At 74.0% G+C, this 4,132-nt stretch carries 4 protein-coding genes; 1 reads left to right on the top strand and 3 read right to left on the bottom strand.

Translation table 11 applies throughout. From position 1 onward, the window contains the following. A partial coding sequence (locus ADL22_RS12025) for an acyl-CoA dehydrogenase family protein (RefSeq protein ID WP_066976982.1) occupies positions 1-1,206 on the bottom strand: 1,206 nt, incomplete at its 3' end. Positions 1,207-1,390: 184 nt separating this feature from the next. Then, positions 1,391-1,696 carry a hypothetical protein gene (locus ADL22_RS12020; protein WP_066976980.1) on the bottom strand — a complete coding sequence of 102 codons (306 nt, stop codon included), beginning with the start codon at positions 1,694-1,696 and terminating at the stop codon, positions 1,391-1,393. Between the two features lie 457 nt (positions 1,697-2,153). Here ADL22_RS12020 and ADL22_RS12015 point away from each other — a divergent pair, with 457 nt between their 5' ends. Then, positions 2,154-3,284, top strand: coding sequence for a bifunctional DNA primase/polymerase (locus ADL22_RS12015; RefSeq protein ID WP_066976976.1), 1,131 nt, complete (start codon positions 2,154-2,156; stop codon positions 3,282-3,284). Between the two features lie 51 nt (positions 3,285-3,335). Here the strand turns inward: ADL22_RS12015 and ADL22_RS12010 are convergent, their stop codons facing one another. After that, complete coding sequence (locus tag ADL22_RS12010) at positions 3,336-4,100, bottom strand: class I SAM-dependent methyltransferase (protein WP_066976973.1); 765 nt, start codon at positions 4,098-4,100, stop codon at positions 3,336-3,338. Between the last annotated feature and the right edge of the window lie 32 nt (positions 4,101-4,132).

Genomic DNA, 4,132 nt, shown 5'->3' with positions numbered 1-4,132 from the left:
CCGCCCCTTCCGCATCCCCAGCCGCATCGCGGCCACGATCTCCCGCTGGATCTCGCTCACCCCGCCCCCGAACGTGTTGATCTGCGCGGCCCGGTTCATCCGCTCCAGCTCGCCGTCCCCATAGGCGCCCGGGGCCCCGGCCCGGATGAGCGCGGTGTCGCCGACCACCTCCTGGCACATCCGGTAGACCTCGACCGCGCTCTCCGTACCGGCGAACTTGACCCCGCTGGCGTCCCCCGGGCTCAGCGTCCCGGCCCCGACGTCGCCGACCAGCCGCCAGTTGAGCAGCCGGGTGGCGGCCAGCCGGGCGTGCGCCTCGGCCAGCCGGGCGCGCACCCAGGCGCGGTCGGCCGGGCGCTCCCCGGTCCCCGGGTCCGGTGTCCGGGCGTACGCCAGCGCGGCCTCGTAGGCGTCCTCGGCCTGCATGCCGATCGCGGCCAGGGCGACACGTTCGTGGTTGAGCTGGTTGGTGATCAGCGGCCAGCCGCCGTTCTCCTCGCCCACGAGGTTGCCGTACGGGACGCGTACGCCGTCGTAGTACGTGGCGGTGGTCGTCAGCCCGCCGACGGTCTCGATCGGCGTCCAGGAGAAGCCTGGGGCGTCGGTCGGCACGAGGAGGATCGAGATGCCCTGGTGCTTGAGGGCGTCGGGGTCGGTGCGGCAGGCGAGCCAGATCCAGTCGGCCTGGTGGGCGTTGCTGGTGAAGCTCTTGCTGCCGTTGATCAGCCAGTGGGGACCGGGGTCGGGCCCCGGAGAGCCCGCGCTTGTCTCCCCTGATCCCGCTGGTATCGCCACCTTCACCGCGCGCGTCCGCAGCGACGCCAGGTCCGTGCCGGCCTCCGGCTCCGTATAGCCGATCGCGAAGACCAGCTCCCCCCGGAGGATGCGCGGCAGGAAGAACTCCTTCTGGCGCGCGGTCCCGTACTTCATCAGGGTGGGGCCGACGGTGTTCAGGGTGACCATCGAGACCGGCGCGCCCGCGCGGTACGCCTCGTCGAAGAACACGAACTGCTCATCCGGGCCGCGCCCCTGGCCCCCGTAGGCGGTCGGCCAGCCCAGGCCCAGCAGGCCGTCCGCGCCGATCCGGCGGAGCACCGCGCGCTGCGCCACCGGATCGGCGACCGGGCCGTCCGGCAGCAACGTCCGGAAGTAGTCGCGGAGTTCGGCGCGCAGCCGCTGCTGGCGGGGGCTGGGGGCGAGATGCACGTCGGCGGGCCTTCCTCGGGTGACGGCCGTACGAACGAGCGAGCGGGTTTCTGACTGTCCGTCAGAAACCCGCTCGCTGTCAAGGTCCGCGCGGTGAACCCCAGAGCGGCCCACTTATGTCCGCCGCGCGGAACCTCGTCTCACCCGCCGGTCAGCCGCCGCACTCGCGCGCGGCGGCGCCGGCTCAGCCGATCCCGCCGAAGTCGGCGTCGGCGTTCTCCTGGTTGATGACCGTGAAGCCGTGGCCGTTCACGCTGGCGGTGTTGTTCTGGTTGGACGCGCCGGGACCGTTGGCCACCTGCTGGCCGGTGGTGGAGTTGCCGTGGTTGTCGTGGCCGACGCCGGTGCCGATCTGACTGGTGGCGGCGGAGCTCGACCCGTTGCTCGCGAAGCCGCCGTTGTCGGCCTGCGCCACTCCGGTGAAGAGCGCCGCCGCGAACGGCAGGGCCAGGGCGACAGCGATGACACGGGCGGTACGGGTGCTTGCCATTCGTTCCTCCTACGGAACAGCTACGGGAACAGCTTCTGGGCTGGGGGTTCCGATAAGCGGAGCCGGCTTTCCGGTCCGTCCGGACGGGGACCGGCCTCCCGGTCCCGCGTCCGGCGGCCGTCCCCGGCCGGTCCGCACAGCGCTAACTCCATTGATCCACCGGGTAGTTGGCCGACCACCCGGCGCCTGCCTCGACGTCGCGACGACAGGATTGCCCATGAATCCCCGGCGAACCCACCGTCTTGGACCGATTCCCCCGCAAGCATGAGAAACCGCCGGTAAACCCCTACGCCCCCACTCGCGCCCCCGAGATGCCCCGGTGATCCACCGCGAGCCGCCCGCTTCCAGGCAAGATCACTCCGGGGCGCCGCCGCGCACACCCGGCGCGCAGCCGATCTTGTCCGCGCGCCCTCCCCAGCCCCTTCCCTTTCTCGAACGTTCGTACGAAAATAAAGCCATGGCCACGCCCCGCCGCCATACCGCACCGCCCACCGCACACCCGGGGGCCGAGGCCCCGCCCGAGGCCCCCGCCGAGTTCCGCCCCGCCCTCCGGGCCGTCCCCCGGCGCCCCGATGCGCCGACCCCGCCGCCGGCCCCGCTCCTGGCTCCGGCGGACGCCCACCACACCGCCCTCACGCACGCCCTGCGCGCCGCCGAGCTGGGCTATCCGGTCATCCCGCTGACCCGCGCCAAACTCCCGGCCCTGCCGTCCCCGCACCGCGACGACACCGGCTACGAGGACCACGCGGGCCACGGCGCGTACGGGGGTCACGAGGACCACGACGGGCGCACGGGTCACGAGGGCCACGGCGGACGCACCGACCCGGAAGGCCCCGCAGCCCCCACCCCGCCCTGCCGGGGCGCCTGCGGCCGGCTCGGGCACGGCGTCCACGACGCCTCCACCGACCCGTTCACCGTCCGCCGGATGTTCGCCGCCGCCCCCTGGGCGACCGGCTACGGCATCGCCTGCGGCCGCGCCCCGCACCACCTCATCGGCATCGACCTCGACTCCAAGCACGGCGCCGACGGCCGGACCGCGTTCCGCCTGGTCGCCGAGGCGCACGGCGTCCCGGTGCCGCCGACCGCCACCGTCCTGACGCCCAGCGGCGGCCGCCACCTGTGGTTCACCGGCCCGCCCGCGCCACCCGTCCCCAACTCCGCCGGGCGGCTCGCCCCGGGGATCGACGTCCGGGGCGCGGGCGGCTATCTGGTCGGCCCCGGCTCACTGACCACGCACGGCCGGTACGTGCTCGCGCCGGACGCCCCGCGCCGCCCCGCCCCGGCGCCCCCCGGTCTGCTGGCGCTCCTCGTCCCCCCACTGGGCACCCCGCCGGCCCGCCGTCCGTATACGGGCCGTCAGGGCGCGGGCCCGTACACCGGCTCCGGGCAGGCGGCCGCCGCGCTGGTCCGCTTCGTCCGCGCCTCCCCCAGGGGGCAGCGCAACACCCGCCTCTTCTGGGCCGCGTGCCGCGCGTACGAGTCCGGGCTCGGCGCGGAACTCTTCGAACGCCTCGCCGCGGCCGCCCGCCACACCGGCCTCCCGGACGCCGAGACCCGCGCCACCCTCGCCTCAGCCGCCCGCCGCTGACAGGCGCCGCCGAGGGCCGACAGGACCGGACTCACGCCCCCGGCCCGGGGCTCACACCCCCGGCTTCCGCGCCTCGATCAAAAACCGAGTGGTATGCGCCACAAACGCCCCGTCCCGCCGAATGATCCCATCCAACTCCCGCAATTTCTCCCGGTATTCAGCGACCGTGAATCCCGGCACCATCCACACCACCTTCCGCAGGAAATACACCACCGCCCCGATATCGAGGAATTCCGTCCGCAGCTTCTCGAAGCGCAGATCGGCGACCTCCAGCCCGGCCGCCTCCGCCGCCCGCCGCGCGTCCTCCGGATGCCGGGCCCGCCGCACCTCCTCCGGCTGCGGCCCCAGGAAGAACTCCACCAGCTCGAACACGCTGGCCGGCCCGACCTGCTGGGAGAAGTACGTCCCGCCCGGCCGCAGCACCCGCGCGATCTCGTCCCACCACACCGTCACCGGATGGCGGCTGGTGACCAGGTCGAACGCGCCGTCCGCGAACGGCAGCGGCGGCTCGTCCTCGTCCGCGACCACCACCGCGCCCAGCGGATGCAGCAGCTCGGTCGCCTTGGCGACGTTCGGCGGCCAGGACTCCGTGGCCACCATGACCCGCGGGAACGCCCCCGCGCCGGCCAGCACCTCACCGCCCCCGGTCTGGATGTCCAGCGCCGCCGACGCCCGCGCCAGCCGCTCCCCCATCAGCCGCTGATAACCCCACGAGGGCCGCTGCTCCGTCGCCCGCCCGTCCAGCCACGAAAAGTCCCAGCCCGCCACGGAAACCTCATCGGCCTCCGCCACCAATTCCTCGAAAGAACGCTCCATACCCCCACCTTCGCCGCCCCTCGCCCCCCACG

This window comes from Streptomyces sp. NRRL F-4489 (assembly GCF_001509485.1).
Classification (GTDB): Bacteria; Actinomycetota; Actinomycetes; order Streptomycetales; family Streptomycetaceae; genus Streptomyces.
The sequence above is the reverse complement of the archived record's forward strand: the minus strand, read 5'-3'. Positions and strand labels throughout refer to the sequence as shown.

Excerpts from the sequence above, each read along its gene's own strand:
- ADL22_RS12010 (WP_066976973.1), bottom strand. The coding sequence starts at position 4,100 with ATGGAGCGTTCTTTCGAGGAATTGGTGGCGGAGGCCGATGAGGTTTCC.
- ADL22_RS12015 (WP_066976976.1), top strand. The coding sequence starts at position 2,154 with ATGGCCACGCCCCGCCGCCATACCGCACCGCCCACCGCACACCCGGGG.
- ADL22_RS12020 (WP_066976980.1), bottom strand. The coding sequence starts at position 1,696 with ATGGCAAGCACCCGTACCGCCCGTGTCATCGCTGTCGCCCTGGCCCTG.